At 39.7% G+C, this 25,699-nt stretch carries 21 protein-coding genes; 9 read left to right on the top strand and 12 right to left on the bottom strand.

Features of this window, described 5'->3' with window-relative positions:
• Nucleotides 1-67 precede the first annotated feature (67 nt).
• The 6 genes from punR to QPX86_RS09855 all read left to right on the top strand — a co-directional run bounded on the left by punR (nt 68) and on the right by QPX86_RS09855 (nt 3,435).
• Nucleotides 68-970, top strand: a complete 903-nt coding sequence (gene punR, locus QPX86_RS09880; RefSeq protein WP_220754259.1) for a DNA-binding transcriptional activator PunR — start codon at nt 68-70, stop codon at nt 968-970.
• A 311-nt stretch (nt 971-1,281) separates the two neighbouring features.
• The gene (locus QPX86_RS09875) at nt 1,282-1,944 is read left to right on the top strand and encodes a Bax inhibitor-1 family protein (protein ID WP_153913230.1); all 663 of its coding nucleotides are present in this window, start codon (nt 1,282-1,284) and stop codon (nt 1,942-1,944) included.
• A 96-nt stretch (nt 1,945-2,040) separates the two neighbouring features.
• A complete protein-coding gene (gene tusD, locus QPX86_RS09870) occupies nt 2,041-2,430 on the top strand; it encodes a sulfurtransferase complex subunit TusD (RefSeq protein WP_220754260.1) in 390 nt (129 codons plus the stop codon).
• Between the two features lie 24 nt (nt 2,431-2,454).
• Nucleotides 2,455-2,811, top strand: a complete 357-nt coding sequence (gene tusC, locus QPX86_RS09865) for a sulfurtransferase complex subunit TusC (protein WP_220754261.1) — start codon at nt 2,455-2,457, stop codon at nt 2,809-2,811.
• A 1-nt stretch (nt 2,812) separates the two neighbouring features.
• Nucleotides 2,813-3,103: a sulfurtransferase complex subunit TusB gene (gene tusB / locus QPX86_RS09860; protein ID WP_220754262.1), complete on the top strand. Its 291-nt coding sequence runs from the start codon at nt 2,813-2,815 to the stop codon at nt 3,101-3,103.
• Nucleotides 3,097-3,435, top strand: coding sequence for a TusE/DsrC/DsvC family sulfur relay protein (locus QPX86_RS09855; protein ID WP_220754263.1), 339 nt, complete (start codon nt 3,097-3,099; stop codon nt 3,433-3,435). Before tusB ends, QPX86_RS09855 begins: the two co-directional genes overlap by 7 nt.
• Nucleotides 3,436-3,547: 112 nt before the next feature.
• Here the strand turns inward: QPX86_RS09855 and QPX86_RS09850 are convergent, their stop codons facing one another.
• The 8 genes from QPX86_RS09850 to lrp form a co-directional block, all read right to left on the bottom strand.
• Nucleotides 3,548-4,714 carry a DcaP family trimeric outer membrane transporter gene (locus tag QPX86_RS09850; RefSeq protein ID WP_285165157.1) on the bottom strand — a complete coding sequence of 389 codons (1,167 nt, stop codon included), beginning with the start codon at nt 4,712-4,714 and terminating at the stop codon, nt 3,548-3,550.
• Nucleotides 4,715-5,047: 333 nt separating this feature from the next.
• A complete protein-coding gene (locus QPX86_RS09845) occupies nt 5,048-5,758 on the bottom strand; it encodes a hypothetical protein (RefSeq protein ID WP_285165075.1) in 711 nt (236 codons plus the stop codon).
• Nucleotides 5,759-5,894: 136 nt separating this feature from the next.
• Entirely contained in the window at nt 5,895-7,181 is a 1,287-nt protein-coding gene (gene serS / locus QPX86_RS09840; protein ID WP_220754265.1) for a serine--tRNA ligase, read from the bottom strand.
• Nucleotides 7,182-7,199: 18 nt separating this feature from the next.
• On the bottom strand, nt 7,200-7,577 hold the full coding sequence (crcB, locus tag QPX86_RS09835) for a fluoride efflux transporter CrcB (protein WP_220754285.1): 378 nt from the start codon (nt 7,575-7,577) through the stop codon (nt 7,200-7,202).
• A gap of 1 nt (nt 7,578) precedes the next feature.
• The gene (locus QPX86_RS09830; RefSeq protein ID WP_407696632.1) at nt 7,579-8,856 is read right to left on the bottom strand and encodes a replication-associated recombination protein A; all 1,278 of its coding nucleotides are present in this window, start codon (nt 8,854-8,856) and stop codon (nt 7,579-7,581) included.
• Between the two features lie 60 nt (nt 8,857-8,916).
• Nucleotides 8,917-9,555, bottom strand: a complete 639-nt coding sequence (gene lolA / locus QPX86_RS09825) for an outer membrane lipoprotein chaperone LolA (RefSeq protein WP_285165073.1) — start codon at nt 9,553-9,555, stop codon at nt 8,917-8,919.
• A gap of 38 nt (nt 9,556-9,593) precedes the next feature.
• A complete protein-coding gene (locus QPX86_RS09820) occupies nt 9,594-12,479 on the bottom strand; it encodes a DNA translocase FtsK (RefSeq protein WP_285165072.1) in 2,886 nt (961 codons plus the stop codon).
• Nucleotides 12,480-12,732: 253 nt separating this feature from the next.
• Nucleotides 12,733-13,239 (bottom strand): leucine-responsive transcriptional regulator Lrp, encoded by a 507-nt coding sequence (gene lrp, locus QPX86_RS09815; protein ID WP_055026025.1) that lies wholly within the window; start codon nt 13,237-13,239, stop codon nt 12,733-12,735.
• Nucleotides 13,240-13,418: 179 nt separating this feature from the next.
• On the opposite strand from lrp, the gene ald reads away from it, so the two are divergent.
• Together ald and QPX86_RS09805 are read left to right on the top strand one after the other, a co-directional pair.
• Nucleotides 13,419-14,534, top strand: coding sequence for an alanine dehydrogenase (ald, locus tag QPX86_RS09810; RefSeq protein ID WP_285165071.1), 1,116 nt, complete (start codon nt 13,419-13,421; stop codon nt 14,532-14,534).
• Between the two features lie 445 nt (nt 14,535-14,979).
• A complete protein-coding gene (locus QPX86_RS09805) occupies nt 14,980-15,399 on the top strand; it encodes a secondary thiamine-phosphate synthase enzyme YjbQ (RefSeq protein WP_285165070.1) in 420 nt (139 codons plus the stop codon).
• A 54-nt stretch (nt 15,400-15,453) separates the two neighbouring features.
• Here the strand turns inward: QPX86_RS09805 and QPX86_RS09800 are convergent, their stop codons facing one another.
• The 4 genes from QPX86_RS09800 to QPX86_RS09785 form a co-directional block, all read right to left on the bottom strand.
• Nucleotides 15,454-17,706 carry a sensor domain-containing phosphodiesterase gene (locus QPX86_RS09800; protein ID WP_285165069.1) on the bottom strand — a complete coding sequence of 751 codons (2,253 nt, stop codon included), beginning with the start codon at nt 17,704-17,706 and terminating at the stop codon, nt 15,454-15,456.
• Nucleotides 17,707-17,977: 271 nt separating this feature from the next.
• Nucleotides 17,978-19,195 carry an RsmB/NOP family class I SAM-dependent RNA methyltransferase gene (locus QPX86_RS09795; protein WP_285165068.1) on the bottom strand — a complete coding sequence of 406 codons (1,218 nt, stop codon included), beginning with the start codon at nt 19,193-19,195 and terminating at the stop codon, nt 17,978-17,980.
• A 183-nt stretch (nt 19,196-19,378) separates the two neighbouring features.
• On the bottom strand, nt 19,379-20,644 hold the full coding sequence (locus tag QPX86_RS09790) for a sugar MFS transporter (RefSeq protein WP_220754273.1): 1,266 nt from the start codon (nt 20,642-20,644) through the stop codon (nt 19,379-19,381).
• A 128-nt stretch (nt 20,645-20,772) separates the two neighbouring features.
• The gene (locus tag QPX86_RS09785) at nt 20,773-22,401 is read right to left on the bottom strand and encodes an alpha-glucosidase family protein (RefSeq protein WP_285165067.1); all 1,629 of its coding nucleotides are present in this window, start codon (nt 22,399-22,401) and stop codon (nt 20,773-20,775) included.
• 500 nt (nt 22,402-22,901) lie between these two features.
• Between QPX86_RS09785 and QPX86_RS09780 the strand changes: the two genes are divergently transcribed.
• The gene (locus tag QPX86_RS09780; RefSeq protein WP_285165066.1) at nt 22,902-25,640 is read left to right on the top strand and encodes a TonB-dependent receptor; all 2,739 of its coding nucleotides are present in this window, start codon (nt 22,902-22,904) and stop codon (nt 25,638-25,640) included.
• Nucleotides 25,641-25,699: the final 59 nt, after the last annotated feature.

The raw sequence follows: 25,699 nt of genomic DNA, 5'->3' as shown, positions 1-25,699 counted from the left end.
AATGATTGTGAAACGTTTACTTTTGATGACTGCATTCATATTTTTTCATAGCAAAGGATAGCCCTCTATGCTTTCAGAACAAGCATTGGAAATGATCGATATTGTCGCTCGTGTAGGTAGTTTCACCGCAGCAGCCAATCAATTGCATAAAGTTCCATCAGCCGTTAGTTATGCCGTTAAACAAATTGAAGATGAACTTGGTGTCATTTTGTTTGAAAGGCACCACCGAAGTGTTAGCTTGACAGAGCCAGGTAAACATTTTGTGCAACATGCCCGTGAACTGCTTGCTGAAATGAATGACTTAAAACGCAGTACTCAACGTGTTGCCAATGGTTGGCAGCCAACCTTATCTATTGCATTAGATAATATTGTCCGTGCCGATCGTATCAGCGTATTAATTGCTGACTTTTATCGCCACTTCGATGATGTTGAATTAATTATTCGCATTGAAGTGTTTAATGGTGTGTGGGAAGCATTAGCCACAGGACGAAGCGACATTGCTATTGGTGCAACCACTGCTATTCCTGTCGGTGGCGTATTCCAATATAAAGATATGCGTGATATTGAATGGGCTTTCTTAGTGAGCAAAAATCATCCACTGGCAGAAATAGACCGACCGCTTACTGATGACGAATTACGCCAGTACCCTTCTATTTGCCTTGAAGATACCTCACGAGAAATTCCTAAACGCACAACTTGGTTATTGGATAATCAACGTCGCTTAGTGGTGCCAGATTGGATCAGAGCAATTAATTGTTTCAGAGACGGTTCAGGTATTGGGTATATGCCGCTTAATTTGGCTAAACCGTTTATACAATCTGGGTCACTAGTTTCAAAAACGTTAGAAAACCCTAAGAATGCTAGTCCGTGCTGTCTAGCATGGAACCAAGAGAAGATGTCGCCAGCGCTTGAGTGGGTGCTTGAATACTTAGGTGATACTGAAAAGCTTCACAGTGAATGGTTAGCCTAAACTTGAATTAACAGGTTTTACCCCCATATTTAGTTTATGGCAAGTATTTAACAGCCTTGAGTGAATTCAATAATTAATGTTCAGTTAAGCTAATTTATTAACAATGGTCGTTGATATTAATAAAATTAATAAAACGGGTTGATATACCGGCAAAAGCTTACAATTTTTGGAGCTAAATTAATTCGTTTGTGAAGATAACTTTAAGCTGTAGTAAAGCTGGGGTATCATCAACTTAAGTAATTAGTAATTTATCACTATGTTCCAACGTTTTTTCATCATGGAACATGCCCTTTAACGTCTTGGAGACTGTTATGAATCAACAAACTTTGTCTGGCCAGCAAGCCACGACGATGGAAACGAATAAACTCATTAAAAACACTTACATGTTATTGTCAATGACATTAGCATTTGCTGCTGTTATGGCAGGTGTTGCAATGGCGATGAATATCGGTCCTTTCATGTCTATCGGTCTATCTTTAGGTAGTATCGTAGTAATGATGGTTACGTTGAAAAAAGCAGATAACGCATCTGGTTTAGCATGGATTTTCGCTTTCACTGGTATGCAAGGTGCATCACTAGGTTACATCCTTAACCATTATGTCGGTATGGCTAATGGCCCTGAGTTAATCATGCAAGCTTTTGGTTTAACTTCTGTTATCTTTATTTCGCTTTCAGCATATGCAATCACCACTAAGAAAGACTTTAACTTCATGGGTGGTTTCTTATTTGCTGGCTTATTAGTTGTTATCGGCCTTTCACTTATTAACATGTTCTTCGTTAATAGTGGTGCAATGTTTATGGCCCTTCAAGCTGCTGTAGCAATGATCATGGTTGGTCTAATCCTTTATGATACAAGCCGTATCGTAAATGGTGGCGAAACTAATTACATCCGCGCTACGATTTCATTATTTCTAAATTTCATCAATTTATTCATGGCTCTACTTCACTTGTTAGGCATGGGTAACGATGATTAATCTTTGAGTAACTGTGTTAATCATCGGGTTATGACCTTGTGATTAAACAGCTATCTACGCTAAAATGGCTCCCTTACAGGAGCCATTTTTATTGTTATGAACAAATTTATTATCCAGGTTAATGGCACAGTCTATGGCTCAACTGCGAGCTTTAGGGCCCTTCGCTTTACTGAAAGCGTATTATCCCTCGGTCACCAAGTTACCAGTGTGTTCTTTTATCAAGATGGTGTGACTAATAGCAGTAAACTTATATCCCCTGCGTCTGACGAGCATGACTTACATCTTGCATGGAGCAGACTTGCAACTGAACATAATCTCAATCTAGTTAACTGTGTTTCCGCAGCCTTAAGACGTGGCGTGTTGTCAGATCAAGATGCCAAAGAAAACCGTAAGGAAACATCCAACGCCAGTAAGCAATTTGTGATGGGTGGTTTAGGAGAACTTGTTACCAATATTGAACAATCCGATCGATTAATATGCTTTTAATATGATGCTAAAGGGTTTAAATAAATGAAAAAAATTTGCGTCATATTCAGGCACAGTCCTATCGGCAATGCTTCGAACCGTGAAGGGTTAGACTTTGCAATGCTAAGTGCAAGTTTTGAACAAGAAGTTTCTATTGTGTTTACTGATGAAGCAGTAATGCATTTATTGGCGGAACAACAACCTGAACTCGTTGGCAGCAAAGATTACCTTTCGACCTTTAAAGCATTGAGTTTATACGATATTGAAACTGTCCTAGTGTGCCAAGAATCAGCTAAACAATTTGGCCTTAGTGCTAATGATTTCAATTTTGAAGCAGAAATGGCATCAACTCATCAGATCCAAACATTGATCCAACAAGCTAACGAAGTGGTGGTTTACTAATATGATACTGCACCATGTCCAGAGCTCTGCCACGACCGACAACGCACTTAATTGCTGTTTACGTTACATTGATGACCAAGACAGCATATTGTTAGCTGACGATGCACTTAATTGCTTACTTAACACTCAATGGCAACAGCGTTTAGCTAACTACAAGTTATACGTATTAATTGAAGATATTGAAGCGAGAGGCTTAAATCATCGCTTACCTCAATTAGTTAATATTTCCATCATAGATTATGACCAGTTTGTTCTGGCAACACTGCAACACACGAAGGTGATCACTTGGTAGATTCAATCGAATTTAATGGTAAAAAAATTGAAGTTGATGCAAAAGGTTATTTAAAAAATTACACAGACTGGCAACCAGACATGGCGCCAGTGCTTGCTGCAACCGAAGAAATTGAGCTCACCGAACAACACTGGGAAGTGATTAATTTTGTACGTGATTTTTATTTAGAATACAAAACTAGCCCAGCGATCAGGGTTTTAGTTAAAGCAATTGGCCAGTCATTAGGGGCAGATAAAGGCAACTCAAAATACCTTTACACCCTATTCCCTGTTGGACCTGCTAAGCAAGCCACTAAAATTGCAGGATTACCAAAGCCTGCAAAATGCATCTAAATATCTCACATTAATGAATATAAAAAGGAGACATTAAGTCTCCTTTTTATTTATGAAGTTACTATTAAATTCGCAATAGTACTAACATCTCTACTCGCCGTTACTGCAAGATTTAAAGAACGTATTTAGCCGAAAACATAACTCGATTCAATTCTCCGTCGATATCATTTTCTTTACTGTTTTTAGCATACATATATTCAATACCAAATGTTAAAGGCTTAATAGGTGAATAGAGTAAGTTGACATAGCCTGAGTAAGAATCTTTGTTAACATTCTCTCCAGTTAACTCCACATCGTTATCTGCACTGAAGGCGGATGCTGTGATACTGCTACGCCACTTATCATTCCACCAATGGCGATAAGCGATATAACCACCAAATGAACTTATTGCTTCAATGTCTCCGTCGCTATCAAGCACGCCCGCATTGACATAATTAAGCGCCATGTAACGTCCAAGCCCTTCGCCATAGGTTGCACTGAATTTAATGTCATCTTTGCCAATAGGCAAAATACCACTAAAACTAACACCATAACCCAGTGCAGTAGAGTCGAGCTGTATATCGTCATATGTCGAGTCAACATTTAATTGTCTTGCTAAAGCTGCCAAGGACAACTTAGCACCACCTTCCGTTTTAATGTTATAGCGTGCTACAAAGTCTGGCACCATACCACTGCCACTCACAATTCGAGAAGCACTTTGATTTTTGTTTAAAGTCGTTTCAGGGTTTTCTATTGAGAACTGGAAACCACCATTTGTATAACGGATCTGAGCTTGTCGAACAAAAGGGGTCCCTTCTGCAGCGCCAACAAAGTCTAAATTTTCTGGTAAAGCTGAAGGGTTTTGGAATGTTGTCCACGTTTGACCGAATGTCCAGTTGTCATAACTTATAAAAGCATGACGAATACGAGGTGAATAACTGTTTGAAACTCGTTCATTACCATCTGCATGTGTCATAAAATCAAGTTCAATGAAACCTGTAAGCTTATGGCCATCCATATCAGTCATTGTTTTAAAGTTAAAACGAGATTCCCTTGCCTGAAAATCAACAACCTGCTCACTATTACCATCGACACCGTAGATGGTGCCTGGCACATAAAACTGTCTAGAAATATGCCCTGAATCAGGTGCACCATTGCTATAATTACTAAACATAGTATCGACTTTAATATATCCGCCGAATTGCATGTCAGTGTCATCAAGAACTGAAGCATTGACACTGGCTGCACTAAGTGCACTAGCAATCATGACCCCGATTACACTCAATTGCTTTTTTTTCAGTAAGAAAGGATTGTTGGTTGTTTTTTTATTTGCAGAAATTAGAGAATTTTTCATTACATCACCCTTGTTATTTGAATAACAAAATCATAGTTTTAGAATTGATTCCAAAACGAGAGTTACAAGGTGGTTTAAAATAAATGACGCATTTGCTTTTAAAAAGTTAAATGCGTGTTAGATATTATGGATTTTAGTGATGAACAAGAAGTTTTGGCACCAAGTCCAAATTGTGAATGACATCTTTTACGTTTGGTGAATAGTACTAGTGAATAGTCCTTATCGGTAGCCAATAAGAGCATTGTTAATGCGCTCATATTTCATTTGAATTTGATAGAATTAAAATTCATTGTCAGGCAAATATTCGCGGCCAGTTTTCTTCAAGTTACTGTCACCAATCCTCTTATCATTAAGGGCCTCGCCATAATTTTCACGGCAGTAAGAGCACGGGCTCATTGTATTGATTAATCGTCCACGTTTTGAATATTTACGAATATAGGCATGTGAAATAGATACATTCTGTCTATTAAGTAACAATGGTATTTCAATCTTTGACTTTAAATCTGACACCGCAGCATCTTCAGCGCATTGGGTATCATCAGCTCTACCCCAGCCAAAAGTTTCAAAACCTGAATCATCTATATATTTTGCAGCGACCCATGGCCCACTATGGTGGCCTGTTGGCTCACCATTAGGAAAATAAGAGGGTTTGTTGGCAAGTTCATATGGGATCAGTTCAAGTGGGTCTGTCGGTGGATCTTCGCAACTAACATCTAAAGCAGAGTTTGGTTTTTTAGTTACAAAAAAATGATGGTTGTGACTCAGTTTTACATCACGTAGCTTACTCACAAGATGCGGTTCTGGATAACGAGTATCTACTGTATTGATAGTTATAACTGCTGCTATAACGCCACTACGAGTAAGAATCTTATCACCTACTTTAAGCTTCGAAGCTACGATCCATTGCTGATTTTCAAAGCAAAATTCATGAGTGCTTTCGACGTACATTAATGTGGTTAACTCATTGATTGAGTATTCTATTTCTAACATCTAATTCAGGCTTTAAATTTAGGAAAGTGGATGTCTTACAAATTGTAAATATGATTATAACAGCTAACTACAGGTACAAAAAAACCAAACATGAAGTTTGGTTTTTTTAAGCTGTTAATTTAACAGTTAATTAGCATTAGCCGATTTTTTCAAGACCGCGCATATAAGGACGTAGCGCTTCAGGAACCGTAACTGAACCGTCAGCATTTTGGTAGTTTTCTAAAATCGCCACTACTGTACGGCCTACTGCTAATCCAGAACCATTTAATGTATGTAAAAGCGTTGGCTTTTTGTCATTCACACCACGGTAGCGAGCTTGCATACGACGCGCTTGGAAGTCCTTCATGTTTGAACAAGAAGAAATTTCACGGTAGGTATTTTGTGCTGGTAACCATACTTCTAAGTCATAGGTTTTAGATGCGCCAAAGCCCATGTCGCCAGTACATAAAATCATTGTACGGTAAGGAAGGCCTAAACCTTGTAATACTTTTTCAGCATGACCCGTTAATTCTTCAAGTGCCGCCATTGAATCTTCTGGCTTAACGATTTGAACAAGTTCTACTTTATCAAACTGGTGCTGACGAATTAAACCACGAGTATCACGACCGTATGAACCTGCTTCACTACGGAAACAAGAGGTTAATGCCGTCATTTTAAGTGGAAGGTTAGCTTCTTCAACAATCGTATCACGTACCATATTGGTTAATGGCACTTCTGCAGTAGGTATAAGGCTTAGACCCTGACCTTCTTCAGTTGCTGGTTTGGTGTGGAATAAATCTTCACCAAACTTAGGTAATTGACCTGTACCTAATAAGCTTTCTTCGTTCACTAACAAAGGCACATACATTTCAGTGTAACCATGCTCTTCTGTATGAAGGTCTAGCATGTATTGACCAACTGCACGAGTTAAACGTGCAACTTGGCCTTTCATTACGATGAAACGTGAACCAGTAATTTTTACTGCACTTTTGAAGTCTAAACCGTCTAGGCCTTCACCAAGATCTAAATGATCTTTAACTTCAAAATCAAATTTTGTTGGCTCGCCCCAAGTGCGAACTTCAACATTGTCGTTTTCGTCAGCACCTGCAGGTACAGCATCGTCAGGTAAGTTTGGCATGCTCATCGCAATACCGTTTAACTCAGCTAACAAATCAGCCAGTTCAGTTTTCTTCGCATCTAGCTGAGAACCTAAATCCCCTACTTTTGCCATGATTTCACTAACATCTTCACCACGAGACTTAGCTTGACCGATGGATTTAGAGATTGCATTACGGGACGCTTGTAATTCTTCTGTTTCCACTTGTAGCGACTTACGCTTTTCTTCTAAAGCTGTAAGACGGCTAACATCAAGGATAAAGCCACGTCTAGCTAACAGCTCAGCTGTGACTTCAAGTTCGTTACGCAAAAATTTTGGATCTAACATGTTTTATATTCTTAATAGTTAAATGCGAGAAAATACTAGCTGCTGACCGACATACACCATGAAAATACATAGGATGACATTCAACAACACGTTGAGAATTGCTTTTACAAAAAGTCCTTCTTGCATCAGCAATAATGTTTCATTGGAAAAAGTCGAAAAAGTCGTTAAAGCGCCTAATAATCCAACACCAACCATGGCTTTAATTTCAGGACTTAGGTGACTTGTTTCAAGACCGATGGCATAAACCACACCCATCAAGAAAGATCCCAATATATTGACCAACAGTGTACCAAAAGGGAAACTGCTTCCAAATAGCTGAAGCATTAAAATTGAAATAACATAGCGAAAAACAGCACCAATTGATCCGCCAAGTGCCACAAACATGATATTGGTCATGCTAATCATAGCGTTTTACCTCACTTGTTCTATCGAGCTCAGCTAAATGGGTTAACTTATCTTTAATCCGTTTTTCAAATCCACGCTCTGTTGGATAGTAAAACTGACTTTGTTGCAGTGATTCTGGGAAGTAATTTTCACCAGGAGCAAAAGCGCCGGGTTCATCATGGGCATAACGGTATTCAGCACCTAGTCCCATGTTTTTCATTAATTGAGTAGGCGCATTACGTAAATGATCGGGCACTGACTCATGGCCAGTTTCTCGGGCAAGTACTCTCGCTGCTTTAAATGCAGTGTATACCGCATTACTTTTGGGCGCACTGGCTAAATAAACAATGGCTTGTGCTATAGCGCGTTCACCTTCTGCGGGACCAACGCGGTGAAAACAGTCCCATGCATTTAGTGCTATATTCATTGCTGTCGGGTCAGCATTGCCTATGTCTTCTGAAGCAATGGCCAATAATCGTCTCGCAACATAAAGTGGATCGCCACCGCCTTCTAAAATACGGCAATACCAATACAGCGCGGCATCCGGTGATGAACCACGAACAGATTTATGTACCGCTGAAATTAAATCGTAAAATTGATCGCCGTTTTTATCATAAGCAGCCATTTGGTGGCCGGCGACCTGAGTGAGCATCTCTTGGGTAAAACTATCATTATCACTGACTAAATCACTCATTAACTCGAGTAAGTTTAATGCTTTACGTGCATCCCCATCAGAAGTGGCGGCTAATTGCTGCATCACATCATCAGGCATGACAAAGTTACGCTTGCCAAAACCGCGTTCTGTGTCGGTTAATGCTTGATTGATAATGTTAGCAATATCATCAGCGTCGAGGCGGTTAATCAAATACACTCTTGCCCGAGACAATAATGCATTATTCAGCTCAAACGATGGGTTTTCAGTGGTAGCCCCAACAAAAATCACGGTACCGTCTTCGATAAACGGTAAAAAAGCATCTTGTTGGCTTTTATTAAAACGGTGGACTTCGTCAACAAACAGTAAGGTACGTTGGCCGCGGCTTTGGGCTACAGCTTTTGCTTGCTCAATAGCTGCGCGGATTTCTTTTACCCCAGAGGTCACAGCTGAGATACGTTCAACATGAGCATTGGCGTAATGAGCAACTAATTCAGCGAGAGTTGTTTTGCCGGTTCCTGGTGGCCCCCAAAGCAGCATTGAATGAGCACGGTTTGCTTCTAATGCTTGCCTTAACGGCTGGCCTTCACCAAGCAAATGGCTTTGCCCCACGTATTCACTTATCTCCCTCGGACGCATTCTAGCGGCTAAAGGACGAAAGTCGGGCGCAAAATCAAAACCTAAATTAGCCACAATAATCTACTGCTCTGCATTGGCACGTTGATCGTCAATATCAACATTGGCTGGCACAACAAATTCAAATAAAGACTGTTCATCTTTAGCCACAGTAGTTTGATTACTTAAAACAAACTGGCTGTGATTACCTTGCTCATCGAGTAAGTTAAAGTCAGTAAGTTGTGTTTCATTAAAGCAGACATTAACTGTGACAACACTGCTTTCTAATGATTTAGGCTTGATCATATAGCAAGCTTTGCCAGATTCTGGTTGTACTTGACTAACATGGTATTGAGCCCATGTGTTTTCATCACGATGAACTAATAATGCAATCGGCGACGCTTCAACTGCATCAGCAAAATCCATTACTGTGACTTCTTCTGCAAACGGGTTAAATATCCATAAATCCTGACCGTCAGCAACGATGAGTGACTCATCAGGCTGAGTTAAATGCCAGTAAAATTTGTTTGGGTAAGCCAGTGCAAAAACGCCTTCACCAGACTGAATAACTTTGTCATTAATGTCAGTAACTGTCTGACTAAAGTCGGCTTTTAAAGAAGCCAGAGTTTCCAGCTTTTCTCGCAGTACACCCGAGTCATCCGCCTGAACGGATGAAGTTAACATCACGGCTATGACTGATAATAAACCCATACATTTTTTCATATTCTTTCCTACTACATTCAAATAGCGTAAATGGATAACTAACCGCGTGGTGGCGGTGGCGCTAATACTTCTCGATTACCATTATGACCTTGGCTACTTACAATGCCCTGTGACTCCATCATTTCAATGATTCGTGCTGCGCGGTTATAACCAATTTTGAATTTACGTTGCACGCTCGAAATTGATCCTCTACGGGTTTCGGTTACAAAGGCAACAGCTTCATCATAGAGTTGATCCGTATCGTCATCGGTTTCAGCTGTTTCACCAGGAAGTAAAACTTGCTCCCCATCACTGACGCCATTTAAAATTTCTTCAACATATTGTGGCTTACCTCGTGCGTGCCAATCTGCGACTACTTTATGCACTTCATGATCGTCAATAAAGGCGCCATGAACACGAATTGGTACGCTTGTTCCAGGAGGCAAATAAAGCATGTCCCCCATACCAAGTAGGGTTTCTGCACCTTGTTGGTCCAAAATGGTACGAGAATCAATACGAGATGAAACTTGGAATGCAATACGCGTTGGTACGTTCGCTTTAATCAAACCAGTGATCACATCAACTGAGGGGCGTTGTGTTGCCAAGATTAAATGAATACCAGCCGCACGAGCTTTTTGCGCAATACGGGCAATTAACTCTTCAACCTTTTTACCCACAATCATAATCATGTCAGCAAATTCATCGACTACGACAACAATTGAAGGTAATTTATCAAGCTCTGGCGCTTGCTCATCCATGCTTTCTGATGACTTCCAAAGCGGATCAACAATTGGCGTACCAGCTTCTTTCGCTAATTTAATTTTAGTGTTGTAACCTTTAAGATTACGTACACCTAATGCCGACATTAATTTGTAACGACGTTCCATTTCACCCACACACCAACGCAGTGCATTGGCGGCTTCTTTCATATCGGTGACAACTTCGCATAATAAATGCGGGATACCTTCATATACCGACAGTTCTAGCATTTTCGGGTCAATCATGATGAAGCGAACATCTTCAGGACCAGACTTATATAAAATACTGGTGATCATCACGTTCACACCGACAGATTTACCTGAACCTGTAGTACCAGCAACCAATAAATGAGGCATTTTGCCTAAATCAACCACGACAGGGTCGCCTGCAATATCTTCACCTAGCACCATAGATAGGTTTGACTGACTTTCTTCAAAGGTTTTGCTGTCGAGAACATCGCGCATGAATACGGTTTCACGAAACTTATTGGGTAACTCTAAACCAACGTAAGCCTTACCTGGAATCACTTCAACTACACGGACACTTTCCGCTAATAATGAGCGAGCTAAATCTTTTGAAAGGTTAGTAATCTTCGAAGCTTTCACCCCTGGTGCCAGCTCAAGTTCGAAACGCGTTACGACTGGACCAGGGAACACACCAACCACATTAGCCACAATATTAAAGTCGGCTAATTTGGTTTCGACTAAGCGAGCAACAATATCAAGCTCATCTTTAGTAATTGGATTTTCTTTGCGATCAGGGACATCAAGCAGTGTAATGCTTGGTAAAGGCGGCATTGCAACTCGTGGCTGACTCATTACCACTTGTGGTTCTTGACCAGGAATTATTACCACACCTTCTGCAATATAAGGCTTGTCAGTAGCCGCTGGTGACGCAACAGGGTTATTTGCAGCACTATTTGCAACGGCACTTGCTACGTGACTTGCTGCGTTAGCACTGTCATCCGAATTGTGTTGTTCGCTGCTTTGCTGGTTTTTCACCGCTGCTGCCATCACTGTCGCACCAATAGATGTTGTGCGGTCAAACTCATCACCGAACTCTATGGTTTCATCATTGTTGGCTTCTGTAGCTTGATTAGCATGAGTTAAGTCAACAGCTGGCGCATCGCCTGTTGCAGCCCAAGGTTCTGACGTACCATCATTTTCGCTATTGATACTAACTTGCGGCTCTACTCTGCGCTGACCGTTGATTGGCAGAACTTGATTTTGGTTATCAACTTCATGATCTTGATAGTCGTCAGGGGTATTCTCTTGAGTTGGATTAATCTTGGACTTCATTCTCGCGAAGATAGATTGCTTAACTGGCTCAACTTCATGTTCGTCTTCATCAGTCTCTGCTGCGGATACTGCATCTGAATGAGTTTCAAATTGTGGCTCTAACTTACCGCCGTAGGTTCTTTCTGTTGATTGAGTATCAGTTCTTTCTGTAGATTGTGTATCAGTAGTTTCCGCTACTTCGCCATCAATAGCTTCATATTCATCTGACTTATCGCGTCCCTGTTTGAACTTATCAACCACAGACATAAATCCACGAGTATCTTCTGTTTCTTTTGACCCATTCAAATAACTTGGAAGACTAATTAATTTTTTGAACAACCAAATAGTTCCGTAGCCAGTTGCTTCAATAACTGTTAACCAACTAATACCTGTAGTTAAAGTGAAACCTGCGCCGATAAAGCACAATAAGAGTAATGTAGTACCTAGATTATTGAAATAAGGCAGCATGGCCTGACCAATCACATCACCAGCAACACCACCTGCAGAAAACACATACATATCATCAGCATTCATACTCGCAAGTGCTGCTAATGCCAATACCATCAACATGAAGCCAATAATTCTTAGCCCCACTGAGAAGTAATCAATTTCAAATAATTTGTGAGTGCGTTTAAAAATAAACCAGCCTGTGGCTGCAATAATGATAGGGATCAGGTAAGCAATAAAACCGAAGAAATAAAAAAGGACATCAGCAGTCCATGCCCCTACAGCACCAGTAAGGTTATTGATTTCACCTTGGAAATGAGACTGGCTCCAGCCAGGATCGCTAGGATCAAAGCTGCTAAGCGCAAGAAGAATGTAAGTTGCTGTCATGCAACAAATGATCAATCCACCTTCGAGAAGACGTTGAAGGCCACTAAGTGTTTGAAGACTATTTCCCTGAGACAAACGAAAACACCCGAATAAGAATTAAAAAGAATGATAACAATAACAGAATATCACTGATGTTGCAGCGATTATGCTACGTGAATAAGTCTAGCTCAACCTAATGTTTTCAGATAGATGGATGCTTAACCAAAATTTAATTGAGTAAGAAAAATTTGGTTGTTTTTACATCAAAATGAAGGAGCTTTTTGAAGGTTTGCTGATTTTAGATAAAAAAATAAAGGGCGATGCCCTTTATTTTTGATGGCCAGAAAGTTTAGTAGCTATCCGCTAATAAATTTAATGCGACTTTATTAGTTTGTTTGACTTCTTCCATGACCACATAAGTACGAGTATCAGAAACTGATGGCAACTTAAGTAGAGTCTCACCTAATAAACGACGATATGCTGACATATCAGATACTCGAGTCTTCAATAAATAATCAAAGTCACCAGAGACTAAATGACATTCTTGAATATCATCGAGTAACTGAACGGCTTTGTTGAAGCGCTCAAAAATATCAGGCGTATCGCGTGTTAACGTGATTTCCACAAATACAAGTAAAGATGCACCAAGATAATGAGGGTTAACTAATGCAGTGTAGCCATTAATGTAACCTTGTTTCTCGAGACGCTTAACTCGCTCTAAACAAGGAGTAGGACTAAGCCCTACTCTTTTCGATAACTCCACGTTTGATATGCGACCATCAACTTGAAGTTCATTGAGGATATTACGGTCAATCCGATCTAAATCTTTTACAGAATTTTTTTTATTATTTGCCATATTATTAACCTTGCTTTAGCACAAAAACAACATATTCATCTTTTAATGTGTAAAGTTTAGCAGCATAAACTGCGTCTTGGGCACTATACTAGACTTCCCTGAAATAAGCACGTTCAGGTGAGCGATTATAATAACAATTGAATTGTCAACAACGACAACTGATCAAATAGAGGCACAAAATGATTATTGGTATCCCTACTGAAATCAAAAACCACGAGTACCGTGTAGGTATGGTTCCTTCAAGCGTTCGCGAATTAACGATTAAAGGCCATGATGTATTCGTTCAATCTGATGCTGGTACAGGCATCGGCTTTACCAATCAAGATTATATTGACGCTGGTGCTTCTATTCTAGAAACTGCCGCAGAAGTTTTCGCACAATCAGACATGATTGTTAAAGTAAAAGAGCCTCAAGCCGTTGAGCGCGCTATGCTTCGTGAAGATCAAATTCTATTCACTTACCTCCATTTAGCACCGGATATGCCGCAAACTGAAGACTTAATTAAAAGTAAGTCAGTATGTATCGCATACGAAACAGTGACTGACGATCGCGGCGGTCTTCCATTACTTGCTCCTATGTCTGAAGTCGCAGGTCGCATGTCAATTCAAGCAGGCGCACGCGCTCTTGAAAAGTCATTAGGTGGCCGTGGCATGTTACTTGGTGGCGTACCAGGTGTTGAGCCAGCTAAAGTCGTGATTATTGGCGGCGGAATGGTAGGTACCAATGCAGCGCAAATGGCCGTAGGTATGGGCGCAGATGTTGTTGTACTTGATCGTAGCATCGATGCATTACGTCGTCTAAACGTACAATTTGGTTCTTCTGTTAAAGCGATTTATTCAACTGCGGATGCCATTGAACGTCATGTTATTGATGCTGATCTTGTGATTGGTGGCGTATTGGTTCCTGGTGCTGCTGCACCTAAACTTGTTACTCGTGACATGATTTCACGCATGAAGCCTGGCAGTGCCATCGTTGACGTTGCTATTGACCAAGGCGGCTGTGTAGAAACATCGTATGCTACCACTCACCAAGAGCCTACTTACATTGTCGATGAAGTTGTTCACTACTGTGTAGCTAACATGCCTGGTGCAGTAGCACGTACATCAACGTTTGCTCTTAATAATGCTACCCTTCCTTACATCTTAAAGCTTGCTAATTTAGGCTATAAGAAGGCACTACTTGCTGACCAACACCTACTGAATGGATTAAACGTCATCCACGGTAAATTGGTATGTAAAGAAGTGGCTGAAGCATTAGAACTTGAATTTACTGAACCTAAAATCATGCTTGGTTAATATGAGTATTGCTTTTTAGCTTACTTTAAACTTTACATAGATTGATAAAGCCGCTTATTTAGCGGCTTTTTTGTATGCAAAAAATACTTCAAGATAGATTAGTCTAATCATTATAAGGTAACATTTTGTATCAATCGTTTGTTTTATACACAGCTTACATATGTTTGCTGAAATTTTAAGAACACTCGACATGTGAATTAGATAAAATATCATTGAAATAAAAATCTTTAAATAATAAGCATATTTAATTTAAGGATTTACGCAGCCCCTATACAGCAAGGCTTTTAGTAATAACAAGTAAAAATTTGCATTGAATACGACGTAAAAATAGCTCAATAGTGTTATATCCTGCTGATTTTTTTTAAACCAGTGTTTTACACTGTTGGCGTGAAGGCTAAATATCTCTACAATTTAACCATTATTCAGCACAAAAAGTGATGTTAAAATGTGGCTTCAAAAACAGATCCTATTAAAAGCTAAACCTCGAGGTTTTCATTTAATTACCGATGAAATTTTGCATCAAATCCCTGAGATAACGAATTTCTCTGTGGGATTGATGCATGTGTTTTTACAGCATACCTCAGCGTCAATCACCATCAACGAAAATGCAGACCCAAGTGTTCGACAAGATTTTGAATCTTACTTTAACCGAACAGCTGCTGAAAATGAGCCTTATTACGTGCATACCTATGAAGGAAGCGATGATATGCCAGCACATTTAAAATCTAGTTTACTAGGGTGTGAGCTATCAATTCCCATCAGTCATGGGCAATTAGCGGTAGGAATGTGGCAAGGGGTCTATTTAGGTGAGCATCGCAACCACGGTGGAAGCCGAAAAGTACTAATAACGATTCAAGGCGAATGATTTTGATAAGTTAAATAGTTTAATCAGACTTTTTTGTCTTGAATTAGTGTTTTTTTAATTATTTTGCTTATTTAATAAATCAAAGAAATCTGCTTGAGGCATTGGTTTATAAAAAAAGTAGCCCTGTATGGCATCAACATGGTTACGTTTGACAAAATCTAATTGGGTTTGTGTTTCCACGCCTTCTGCCGTAACCGCTAATTCAAGAGCATTACTCATGCTTGCTATCGCTTCTACGAGAGCTCTATGCCTTGGACCTTGTTCAATTTTTTGTATAAAGGCTTTATCAATCTTAATTTGGTCAACTGGGAAATTGGCTAAATAAGATAATGATGAATAGCCAGTTCCAAAATCATCCACTGAAATCTTAATGCCCCAATTACGTAACTGATTTAATAGACATTCAATATTTTGATGCTGATCCATCATCAATGACTCTGTAATTTCTAGAGTCAGTAAATCAAATGGGAAATCAGATACTGCCAGTGTTCCTACAAACTCTTCAAAGAAATAAATAAATTCTTTTTGAAGTTCATCAGTTAAAAATTCGCAAGTTGAAACATTCACCGCTAAAGCGATTGGACAGCCCTTTTGCCATTGCTCAGCAATGATTGTTAATGCTTGCTGCCTAACCCACTTACCAATCGGCACAATTAACCCAGACTGCTCTGCTATTGGAATAAACTCTTCTGGGGAAATAAACTCTCCGTTCAATTGCCAGCGCAGTAATATTTCCGCTTTTTCAATTTGAATAGAATCCACTGACACAATCGGCTGAAAATACAGTTCAAATGATTCTTTGTTTAACGCTTTACCCAACTCCATTTGCAGGTAGGCAGTCCGCTCAGCATTTTTTTGCATCGTTTCATTAAAAAACTGATAGTGATTACGGCCTTTGAGTTTTACATCATACATTGCTTGACTAGCAAAATTGATTAACGACTCGACAATGGTAGAGTCGTCAGGATAACGAGAGATCCCAATGCTCATAGAAGGATGTATATGTTGCTGCTCGATAATCACGACATCGGCTATGGATGAATTAATTTGTTTCGCTAATGAAATAAGTTGATTGTCGGAAACTTTACCTGGGATAAATAAACCGAACTCATCACCAGCAATACGAGCGAGTAGGCAGCCTCTTGGCGTGATGGTGGTTAATCGGTCAGATACTTCTTTAAGTAACGCATCACCGTTTTCGTGTCCTAAGCTATCATTGATTAGTTTAAAGTTATCAATATCCATTAATAAAACACTACATGCGATATCTGTTTGCTTTGTGCGTTCTAATTGCCAAACATAATCATATATTTTATCTAAAAAGCACCGTCGATTAGCAAGGCTGGTTAAGGCGTCATTATTGGCTTGAAAATGAATGAGTTTATTAGCATCTTTATGTTCGCTGATGTCGGTAATGAGCCAAGATAAACAATTTTGTTCACCGTGGTAATCTCTAAAAGTCGTCACGGTCACTTCAGCATCGAATGTTTTGCCATTACGTTTATAACCCGTTAGCTCACCTTGCCATGTATTTCCTCGGGTTAAATTTTTAAGCATTGACGCCAAAACCTTTGGATCTGATTTTTCAAAAAAGACTTCGGGTTCGAATACGGTTTTGTCAGCAGTAAAATCCCGGGTTATTGTTTTGAACATAGGATTAACTAACAATAACGAGTGAGTATCAGTCGTAATAACCAATCCCATGGGTAACTTGCTGAATATACGACTAGTTAATCGTTGCAAATGCAGAGCTTGACTGCGCTCTATTGATAAACTGCCTAATTTTGCGGCTTCTTGAATTAACTCTAAATCTAAATCTGATGGCGACTTTTTGGTATCGTAATACATGGCGAATGTACCGAGTACTTCACCATTTGAATCGATAATAGGTTCAGACCAGCAGGCCTTTAAACCCGCTTTAAGGGGTAACTCTTTGAATGCAGCCCAATTGGGGTGAGTTTCAATATCTTCAACGATAATTCGTTTACCTGTTGCAGCTGCAGCGCCGCAAGAGCCAACCTCAGGACCGATTTCGACGCCATGAATAGCTTGATTGTATTCTTCAGGTAAACTCGGCGCTGCGCCATTTAGCAGACGCTTTTTGTCATTACTGATTAGCAGTACCGATGCTTTGGTACCTATTTTTTGAGCTTCAATGGAAAGAACTAATGAATGGAGTATTTCCCTAAGTGGAGAACCTGCAAGAACCATAGATAAAATGGTACTGTAACGCTCAATACTAGAAGACCTGTGCGTTAACACATCATAGTTTTCAGTATTAGTACTAATATACTGCGCGCTATCCATAGAACTCCTATAACCTAAATCATTATCTGCAACTACATATGACAGTTTTATTTCCTATGTTTAATAATAAGAAGATTATTCATAATTCCAGACAAAATCAACAAAGGTATTACAACACCATAACAAGCATTTTGTAGTTGGCTTTAGTAAACCTCTGTTTCAGCTAGTCAAATCCAAAATTACCATTTTATATGCTATTTAAACAAAAAAAGCAGTATTGTCTGCTAACAAAACTGCTTTTAATACTTGTTTTATTTTAAAATAATTGAATTCACACTTCGCTGATGCGCTCCATGCGAGCAAGATAAAAACCATCAAAACCATGTTCAGAAACTAAAATTTCTTCATCATCAATGAGTTTAAAGTGCGGGTTCGCTGCGATAAAAGCATCGACTTGATTACGGTTTTCATCAGGCATGATAGAACATGTGGCATAGACTAAAATGCCACCCACTTTCACCATGCGGCTATAGCTTTGTAAAATATCTTTTTGTAATTCGATTAATACTGGTAAACGCTCTGGCGTGTCGCGCCATTTCGAATCAGGGTTACGTTTAAGTACGCCTAAACCTGAACAAGGTACATCCAATAACACGCGATCAGCGGTTAATTTCAAACGCTTAATAGTCTTGCTGCTAGCGATGATTCTAGTTTCTACGTTATGTGCACCTGCTCTTCGCGCACGAGCTTTTAGATTATCAAGTTTCCATTGCTCAACATCCATGGCCAATAAACGACCTTTACCTTTCATTTGTGCAGCAATATGTAAGGTTTTACCACCAGCACCAGCACAAGCATCAACTACACGCATACCTGGTTTTGCATCCACTGCGGCAGCTACAAGCTGTGAGCCTGCATCTTGTTGTTCAAAAAAACCTTCTTTAAAAGCGGTAGTTTTAAATAATGCAGAATCAGAACGAACTTCAAGGGCACTATCTACCCCTTCTACTTCAACAGTAGCCACTAATTCTTTGGTTAAACGCTGCTTCAATTCATCGCGTGTGCCTTTAAGTGAGTTAGCACGAATATAACGCTTAGGCACTGCGGCTAAGGCTGCTCTTTCTGCAGGCCATTTATCACCTAACTGCTTAGCACCTAATGTATCTAACCATTCAGGACAGCCATCCCATAATGCTGGCTGTGTTTTAGCTTGAGCAACACGCGCTGCAAAGTCTTCTGCATCAACCTGTAATGCATATTCCATTTTGGGTAATTCAAGCTCATGGAATAAATGCCAGCCATTAATCAATTTTGAACCCATACGCTCAATATCTTCAGCTTTCATGTCTACTATGAAGCAGTAAAGGTTTAGACGGCGAAGGATATCACCGGTAACGGTGGTAATACGGGCAAGTTCTGCAGGCGGATATTGCATGCCAGAAAAGTTGTGAGAGTATGCTCTATCTAATGGTTTACCATCAGTTAACACCATGGTTAGCACATCAATTACCAGTTCAGAAGAACTGCCAGAAAGTGGGAAAGTCAGCATTGGGATCTCACAGAGTAAAGAAAAAGAAGTAATTACAGAAAAGCGCTTGGATCATAGGAGTTAACGCGCTTTAGCGCAAGTAATGATTATGATATTTAACGCATTGAGATCAATTTACCTAAAAACAAAAAGCAGCCGAATGGCTGCTTAAGTTTAACAAATAAAACTTGTCATTCTGAAGAATTACATTTGAGAACCTTTCGCGCCGTAAAACACGATAAATGCATAACAGACAACTGGTAAAATAAATGCTGGTTGTAAGCCCATAGAATCAGCCATTACCCCTTGTAATAAAGGTATAATAGCACCACCTACAATCGCTAGACATAAGAAGCCACTGCCTTGAGAAGTATGTGGTCCGAGATCTCTGAGCGCTAAACTAAAAATCGTTGGGAACATGATTGAATTGAACAAGCCAACAGCCAATATTGCCCACATCGCAATCTCACCACTGGTATACATTGCAACTAATACTAAAACTGCAGCCATTAAACCATTAAAGGCTAATACTTTGCCTGCTGAAATCTTTTGCATTACTGCTGAGCCGATAAAGCGACCAACCATAGCTCCGCCCCAATAATACGTAATGTATTTTGCTGCATCTGCTTCTTGAAGCCCAACAATGTGCTCCTCGCCTAAAAAGTTGACTAAGAAACTACCGATTGAGACTTCAGCGCCAACATATACAAAAATACCTACTGCACCTAAAACAAGATGAGTACTTTGTAGCGCACTGGTTTTACCTTTGTAGGTCACTTCACCCGTCGTATTTTGTTCAACGTGAGCTTCAATGACTGGTAGCTTCAATTTGGCAAAAATCACAGCCAATATCGCTAAAGTAGCAGCAAGGAAAAGATAAGGCATTTTTACAACTTCAGCTTCTGCTTGCGAATGACTTAACTCTCCAACGGCACCTGTTGCCACCGATAATATGAGTATTGCACCAAAATACGGTGCAACAGTCGTTCCAAGCGCATTAAATGCCTGAGTTAGATTTAGACGACTTGAAGCCGTTTCTTCACTGCCCAATGCATTAACGTAGGGATTGGCTGCTACTTGTAAAATGGTAATTCCAGATGCAAGTACAAAAAGTGCGCCAAGAAATAAGCCATAAACAGCAAAGTCAGCCGCGGGATAAAACAATGCACAACCAAAACTTGCTATAACAAGGCCTGTGACAATACCGCGTTGATAACCTAATTTCTTAACTAACTTACCAGCCGGAAGTGATACTAAAAAATAAGCACCAAAAAAACAAAACTGAATCAGCATGGCTTCGGTATAGCTTAATGAAAACACTGCTTTTAAATGAGGAATTAAAATGTCGTTTAAGCAGGTGATAAAACCCCACATAAAAAACAATGAAGTCAGGGATACCAATGCAAAACGATATTTACCATCGCCTGAATGGCTAACGGTTGTGGCACCGCTTGTAATTGTTGAGGCCATAATTAAGGTACTCTTGTTATTGTATAAAAAATGATTGTGTAAATGTTGATTATTGAGCTTTATATGTAGCCTAGCTCAATGTCCAAGCTATAACGTAAAACAGCAACATAAGGTTGCTGTTTTAACATTTAATCAATGACGGCATAAAAGCTATTATATGCTGCAAGTGTTAAGTTATTTCCGTCAACGAGTTCACCAGACGCTAATCCATGATTGTCAATAACTTGCTTGATTGAGAAGCTTGAAACATCAAACTGGTTAGCACTATTTGCCAGGTTAAATACCACTAACAAAGTTTGAGTTTCAAAATGACGAGTGAAAGCTAATACTGGTTCATCGGTATCGATAAACTGAATATCACCAGCAACTAACGCAGGGTATTGCTTACGCCAAGCCAAAAAGTGACGATATGTATGCAAACTTGAGTCTGAATTGGCTTCCTGCAAATCAACTGATAATGCTTTATGTGCATCAGGAATAGGTAGCCAAGCTTGTTTACTTTCGCTAAAACCAGCTTGTTGATGCTCTTTAACCCAAGGCATTGGCGTTCTGCAGCCATCACGGCCTTTAAACATTGGCCAAAAAGTAATGCCAAACGGATCTTGTAGCTGTTCAAATTCAATAGGAGCCTCAGTTAATCCTAGTTCCTCGCCTTGGTAACTACACACACTACCGCGCAATGAACACAGTAAAGCATTTAGCATTTTAACTAAGTTAGGGTTGCTTTCACCTTTGCCCCAACGTGTAGCGACTCGCTGAACATCGTGATTACCAATAGCCCAGCAAGGCCAACCGTCGCCAATACTGGCTTCCAGCTCTTCTACCGTTTGACGTATATAAGCCGCGCTAAAATCATTAGTCAGTAATTCAAAGCTGTAGGCCATGTGTAAACGGTCATCGCCTTGGGTGTACTCAGCCATGGTGGCTAGTGAGTCTTCTGAAGACACTTCACCTAAGGTAACTGCACCAGGATATTGATTAATCAACGAACGTAAGTCTTCAATAAAGCCAACGGTTTGCGGGCGAGTGTTATTGTAATAGTGATACTGATAAGCATATGGATTATCTTCACTAAAACCGCGACCTTGGCGTTGATCTTTAGGTTTTGCAGGGTTGTCTCTAAGCTGCTCATCATGATAACAAAAAGTAATAGCATCTAAGCGGAATCCATCAACGCCCTTTTTAAGCCAAAATTCCACATTATCTAAAACAGCTTGTCTTACTTCTGGGTTATGGAAGTTTAAATCGGGCTGACTTTTTAGAAAGTTGTGTAAATAGTACTGTTGACGACGAGGCTCCCATTCCCAAGCGCAGCCACCAAAAATGGCTAGCCAATTATTAGGCGCGGTACCATCATCTTGAGGATCGGCCCACACATACCAATCAGCTTTATCATTATCACGGCTTAATTTACTTTGTTTAAACCAAGCATGTTCATCAGAGGTATGACTTAGCACTTGATCAATAATAACTTTGATATTTAACTCATGAGCTTTTGCAATTAATTCATCAAAGTCATTCATCGAACCGAACATAGGGTCGACGTCGAGGTAATCACTAATGTCATAACCAAAGTCTTTCATTGGTGATTTAAAGAAAGGGGAAATCCAAATCGCATCGACATTTAAACTAGCAATGTAATCAAGTTTGGCAATAATTCCTTGTAAATCACCTACTCCATCTCCGTTGGAATCCATCAGACTTCGTGGATATACCTGGTATATCACTCCGCCGCGCCACCATGATAACTGACTCATTGCACACCCTCTGTAATAAGCGAATCAACTACTAAACAAACTTGACGTAGTTAACCCTTTGTTGCGACCCAGTAACAGGTCGTCATTATTATTTAATTGACTCGAGGATACGTGATTATGGAAATCAGGTTCAATAGAGCTGCATACGTATGCAAAGAATTAATACATTTTTAAAAAATACTTACAACAAATTTAAGTGCTACAATTCAGACACTTAAAGAGTCTCAAATATGACTTTTGAATGTTAACTAAAAGTAAAAAAACAGTCACTTTTAGCTTGCGCATCCTTTGAATACGTATGCATAACGTTGTCGAGGAAAGAAAGCTAGGAGTAGTATCTTCACTGTTCCGCAACAAAACGGAAATATACCTCAGCGCTTATGCAGTCAATTAAGCAAGCTGAAGGAAATACTATAAAGACTGTAATTATAAATAATAGAAATCTAATAGCTCTACCTTACACATTAAGAGCTATTGGCCATTCAGAAGGGGAAAGATGGATGTCGCTATTTAAACCAAGCTTACTGACGTTAGCAATGGTTGCTGCCAGTACAAGTATGTACGGCTTCGCAGCTGAAGCAGAAGATGCTGTATCTGCAGATGAATCAATTGAAGTACTAAAAGTCACCGGTATTCGCCGTAGCTTACAAAAATCTCAATCATTAAAAATGTCAAATTCTTCAGTTGTTGAAGCTATTTCATCTGAAGATATCGGTAAGTTACCGGATGTGAGTATTGCAGAGTCATTAGCTCGCCTTCCAGGTATTGCAGCTCAACGCTTAGACGGTCGTGCAAATGTTGTTTCAATCCGTGGTTTAGGCCCTGATTTCACAATGGCTACATTAAATGGGCGTGAGCAAGCTTCTATTAATGACAATCGTGGGGTTGAGTTTGACCAATACCCTTCTGAATTACTTGATACTGTAATTGTTTATAAAACGCCAGATGCTTCACTAATGACGCAAGCAATTGGCGGCACTGTCGATATGCAGACAATTAGCCCTCTTCGTCATGGTGAGCGTACCGTTGCTGTCAACTTACGTGCTGAAAGTAACGATTTAGGCGCATTAAATTCTGGTTCCGAAGATAAGGGTTACCGAGGTAGTATTTCGTACATTGATCAGTTTGCTGATGATACGATTGGTATTGCATTAGGTTATTCTAGAATGCAGTCACCTAACCAAGAAGAGCGCTGGAATTCTTGGGGATATCCAGAAGATGCTAATGGCGATAAAATTTTAGGTGGTGCAAAACCTTACGTTCGCTCAAGTGAACTTGAACGTGACGGATTTATGGGGGTTTTTGAATATACTCCTAATGACAATTTCAGAACTGTTGTAGATGTTTTTTATACTAAATTCTACGATGAACAAATCTTACGTGGTATTGAAATACCTGGCGCTTGGGGTGGCGGTTGGGCTAACTCAGGAACTGACTCAATTACAGCTGAAAATGGACTTGTTACTGAAGGCGTTATCCGTGATGCAGGCGTTTTGATTCGTAACGATGCCAATACTCGTGATGCAGACTCAATCTCAATCGGATGGAATACTGAATACATCATCAATACTAATTGGAGCGTAGAAGCTGACATTGCAATGTCCAAGGTTGAACGAACTGATATCGGAATTGAAACTTATGCAGGAACGGGTCGTGGTAATGGGAATGGAGCCACTGAAGATTTAGGTTTTAAATTTAATGGAGAAGGTGGTTACACATTTAATCCGGCTTTAGATTATTCAGATCCAAACTTAGTTAGACTTGGTGGAGCATTCAGCTGGGGCCCAGGAAGTATTGATAGCAATATGCAAGACGGCTTCATCAACAAACCAGAAATTGAAGATGAGCTTAAGTCTCTTCGTTTAGGTACAACTTATACCTTCGATGACGGTTTTATGCGAAGCGTTGAATTTGGTGTCAATTTGACCCAACGTGAGAAGACTAAAGATGATCAAGGTTATTACCTAACTCTAAAAGGTTATGACATAAATACTGCTCCTGATTATATGATGACAGTACCTGATAAATATTTACTTGACCCAACATCATTAGCGTTTTTCGGTATGGGTGATATGTTGTCATACGATGCGCTTGCATTTTATAACGACGGTAACTACGACGAGCTTGATGCAGCAACAGTCCAAGTCGATCGCGCTGTAAATTCATGGCAGATAGAAGAGAAAGTTAATACTTTCTATGTTAAAGCTGATTTTGAAACTGAAATAGGTGAACTACCTTTAACAGGTAACTTTGGTGTACAAGCCGTCGATAGTGAACAAAGTTCAAACGGCACAGCTGCTTCAGTTCAAGATGATGAATCAATTACCTTAACACCAAGTTATGGTGAAGACTCATATCTAGAATGGTTACCAAGTTTCAACCTGGCGCTACAAGTGGCTGAAGACCAGCGTTTAGTTTTTGCAGCTGCACGTACTTTAAGTCGTGCCCGTATGGATAAAATGAATGCGAATTTAAATTATTCATACAATGAAAACCCAACAGATGGAGTTTACTGGACTGGTTCAGCAGGTAACCCTCAGCTTCGACCTTGGATGGCCCGTCAATACGATTTAAGTTATGAAAACTACTTTAGTGACCAAGGTTATTTCTCTGTAGCTGTGTATTACAAAGACTTAGAAAACTTCGTATATGATCAAGATGCATTTGTTGATTTCAGCGAAATTCTGCCTGATGTAAAACCGGGAGAAGAAGCAGGTAAATTTACTACTCCTCAAAATGGTGAAGGTGGTTACGTTCAAGGTATTGAAGCTTCAATATCTCTAGATTTCGGTATGTTCGCCGATGTATTAGAAGGTTTCGGTACAATTCTAAATGGTTCTTACAATGAATCAGAAGTTAAAGAAACTGCAGATAGTGAACCAACCACTTTACCTGGTCTTTCAGAGAAAACGTTCAATGCAACTGTTTACTATGAAAACTCAGGCTTTGAAGCACGAGTCAGCTCTCGCTACCGTAGTGATTTCCTAGGTGAAGTTACTGCAATTAGTTTAAGCAGAGAAAACCAGAATGTTGCAGCAGAAACAGTTGTAGATGCGCAAATTGGTTATGACTTTGGTGAGGGTGGATTTACCACTCTTGAAGGCCTTTCAGTTCAATTTCAAGTTAATAACTTAACAAATGAACCATTCACAACATATTTTGGTGATGATGCACGAGAAATTCGTGACTATCAAAACTATGGTCGTAATTATATGTTAGGCGCAAACTACAAATTCTAATGAAGTAGATAACTAAAAGCCTCTGTATTTACAGGGGCTTTTTTATAGCAATTTATAAT

Origin of the sequence: Shewanella goraebulensis (genome assembly GCF_030252245.1) — a bacterium.
Classification (GTDB): Bacteria; Pseudomonadota; Gammaproteobacteria; order Enterobacterales; family Shewanellaceae; genus Shewanella; species Shewanella goraebulensis.
This window is presented reverse-complemented; position numbering and strand designations above follow the sequence as displayed.

Bases quoted from the DNA above. Each gene is read 5' to 3' on its own strand.
- punR (WP_220754259.1), top strand. From the start codon at position 68: ATGCTTTCAGAACAAGCATTGGAAATGATCGATATTGTCGCTCGTGTA.
- QPX86_RS09875 (WP_153913230.1), top strand. From the start codon at position 1,282: ATGAATCAACAAACTTTGTCTGGCCAGCAAGCCACGACGATGGAAACG.
- tusD (WP_220754260.1), top strand. From the start codon at position 2,041: ATGAACAAATTTATTATCCAGGTTAATGGCACAGTCTATGGCTCAACT.
- tusC (WP_220754261.1), top strand. From the start codon at position 2,455: ATGAAAAAAATTTGCGTCATATTCAGGCACAGTCCTATCGGCAATGCT.
- tusB (WP_220754262.1), top strand. From the start codon at position 2,813: ATGATACTGCACCATGTCCAGAGCTCTGCCACGACCGACAACGCACTT.
- QPX86_RS09845 (WP_285165075.1), bottom strand. From the start codon at position 5,758: ATGTTAGAAATAGAATACTCAATCAATGAGTTAACCACATTAATGTAC.
- serS (WP_220754265.1), bottom strand. From the start codon at position 7,181: ATGTTAGATCCAAAATTTTTGCGTAACGAACTTGAAGTCACAGCTGAG.
- crcB (WP_220754285.1), bottom strand. From the start codon at position 7,577: ATGACCAATATCATGTTTGTGGCACTTGGCGGATCAATTGGTGCTGTT.
- QPX86_RS09830 (WP_407696632.1), bottom strand. From the start codon at position 8,856: ATGCGTCCGAGGGAGATAAGTGAATACGTGGGGCAAAGCCATTTGCTT.
- lolA (WP_285165073.1), bottom strand. From the start codon at position 9,555: ATGAAAAAATGTATGGGTTTATTATCAGTCATAGCCGTGATGTTAACT.
- lrp (WP_055026025.1), bottom strand. From the start codon at position 13,239: ATGGCAAATAATAAAAAAAATTCTGTAAAAGATTTAGATCGGATTGAC.
- ald (WP_285165071.1), top strand. From the start codon at position 13,419: ATGATTATTGGTATCCCTACTGAAATCAAAAACCACGAGTACCGTGTA.
- QPX86_RS09805 (WP_285165070.1), top strand. From the start codon at position 14,980: ATGTGGCTTCAAAAACAGATCCTATTAAAAGCTAAACCTCGAGGTTTT.
- QPX86_RS09800 (WP_285165069.1), bottom strand. From the start codon at position 17,706: ATGGATAGCGCGCAGTATATTAGTACTAATACTGAAAACTATGATGTG.
- QPX86_RS09795 (WP_285165068.1), bottom strand. From the start codon at position 19,195: ATGCTGACTTTCCCACTTTCTGGCAGTTCTTCTGAACTGGTAATTGAT.
- QPX86_RS09790 (WP_220754273.1), bottom strand. From the start codon at position 20,644: ATGGCCTCAACAATTACAAGCGGTGCCACAACCGTTAGCCATTCAGGC.
- QPX86_RS09785 (WP_285165067.1), bottom strand. From the start codon at position 22,401: ATGAGTCAGTTATCATGGTGGCGCGGCGGAGTGATATACCAGGTATAT.
- QPX86_RS09780 (WP_285165066.1), top strand. From the start codon at position 22,902: ATGTCGCTATTTAAACCAAGCTTACTGACGTTAGCAATGGTTGCTGCC.